2 protein-coding genes and 1 pseudogene are annotated in these 1,900 nt (G+C 38.5%); 1 reads left to right on the top strand and 2 read right to left on the bottom strand.

Annotated elements, in window-relative coordinates:
* Nucleotides 1-118 (top strand): annotated as a pseudogene (locus AACQ81_RS02725) (IS630 family transposase); the annotation flags it as partial.
* Here AACQ81_RS02725 and AACQ81_RS02720 read toward each other — a convergent pair.
* Nucleotides 110-526: an ankyrin repeat domain-containing protein gene (locus AACQ81_RS02720; protein WP_237388451.1), complete on the bottom strand. Its 417-nt coding sequence runs from the start codon at nt 524-526 to the stop codon at nt 110-112. The pseudogene AACQ81_RS02725 and the gene AACQ81_RS02720 sit on opposite strands and share 9 nt — an antisense overlap.
* Nucleotides 527-678: 152 nt before the next feature.
* Nucleotides 679-1,830, bottom strand: coding sequence for an NAD(P)/FAD-dependent oxidoreductase (locus AACQ81_RS02715; protein ID WP_336885700.1), 1,152 nt, complete (start codon nt 1,828-1,830; stop codon nt 679-681).
* Nucleotides 1,831-1,900: the final 70 nt, after the last annotated feature.

Here is a 1,900-nt window from a genome sequence, read left to right as displayed (position 1 = left end):
GACATTCCGTGAAACCCTTCGCCACTTTTTTCATACCACTTTGCCAGAAAAAGCGAAAGAACTCACGACTCGACTGACTGACAACTTTCAGATTTTAAAACCTGCATCTTCAAGTTAGATTGGTATAAACATCACCTGTATCTGTTGCCCATAGATTTGCATTTTGAGAGATGAGATAATCAACCATGTTTTCATCACCAATGAAAGAGGCCCAACCAAGAGCTGTTTGTTCTAAACTACCGATGTCTTTTGCTTCAATATCTTGACCATTCATTACCATGTATTTGACTTTGTCTAAGTCACCGTGCTTTACAGCATCGAACCATTCAGCATTAATACCTTCACTTGGAGTTTCATAGAATACTCGCCAAGATAAACGTTCTTTGTTAGCAAGTTCAAGCATGTCAGAATAATTTGTTTTAAAAGAACGATACTCTGATGGGTTATTATCATTAATAACCTGAGCTTGAGATGAAAACCCAACTATTATTAATGAAAAAGTAAAAACAACTCTTTTAAAATACATATTAATCCCTTATTAATACTTTATTAGTATTTATTCATTAAAAAATAATAGCACAGTAGAATACAATGGTTACCCAGAGCATTACTGAATATAGGTGATGTTATTTTTAGATAATTGGAAAATAAAAAATTTATTTCTCTTTCATATTTATGTTAAGGAACAATTACATAGTCTGGGTTAGCAATAGCAAAAAGCTCATCCCTCCCAAGTTCAGGTGGATATATCCACTGAGTATTAATTTGTTGTTTAATTCTCTTACCCTCATTTTTAGTGAAGCATACCCGACGGTCCCAACCTTCTGTATAGAGTGCGCCCCAAGTACCTAAATCAAGACAAGTTACATATTTAGGCTGATTGTAAGGGTATAGTGGAATACCTGTTAATTCCGCAGCAGCATTATGTCCCGCAACTCGCCCGAGGCTCAAGGCATGCTGGCAAGTCATTAAATTGTAATTTCCTTTATCATCTGTTGGTGCTTTTACTGTATCACCCGCAACGAAAACTCCAGAAATTGCCTTTGCATGTAGATAACTGTCAGAAATAATTCTTCCGCTAGTATCTTGTTTGCTTGAGATTTGTTCTGTCAATGTATTAGCCTTTACACCTGTCGCCAATACAACCGTATTTGATTCTATGCATTCGCGGTTTGAGAGCGTGATACTCTTGTTATCTATGGCCTCAACACGCAAGCCAGCTCGTGATTCGACCCCACACTCTGATAATGCCTGCTGAATAACCAATGATGCATCTGCGCCCATCCCTGCCCCCAGAGCCGGAGCTGTGTCAACAATAAGCACGCGAATATTAACATTATCACCAAGAATTGCTTTCAGGCGGGCTGGCATCTCAGCAGCGCTTTCCAAACCTGTCAATCCGCCGCCTACCACTACCACAGTATTCCGGGCATGACTGTCAGGCTCACTTTTGAGTGCCTGTAAATGTGCCTCTAGTCGTTGTGCATCTTCTAATGTATCTACATTAAATCCATATTCATAAAACCCCGGTACTGGAGGTATCGTCAATTGACTTCCGGTAGCAAGAACAAAACGATCATAAGTTAAAGTAGTCTGACTTCCATTGACTAAATTAATTGTCAGTATTTTGTTATCTGAATCAATTTTTTCAATTTTACCTGCTATATATTCAACTCCTGCCGCAGCAATCTGTTTTGAAATATCGGGAGACATATTATCCAGTTTAGCCTCATACAAACGAGGGCGAATGGTAACGTTTGGTTTTGGTGAAACTAGAGCGTGTTGATCTTTTTGGTATAAAAAGCAAGCAGCAAATGGGGCTGTTATAATGGTTTCGCCAAAAATCAAAACAATTACCCCAAATGCCAAGACTAATGTTAACAGATGATAGCTGGAAATT

Source organism: Xenorhabdus sp. Sc-CR9 (genome assembly GCF_963897815.1).
Classification (GTDB): domain Bacteria; phylum Pseudomonadota; class Gammaproteobacteria; order Enterobacterales; family Enterobacteriaceae; genus Xenorhabdus.
The sequence above is the reverse complement of the archived record's forward strand: the minus strand, read 5'-3'. Positions and strand labels throughout refer to the sequence as shown.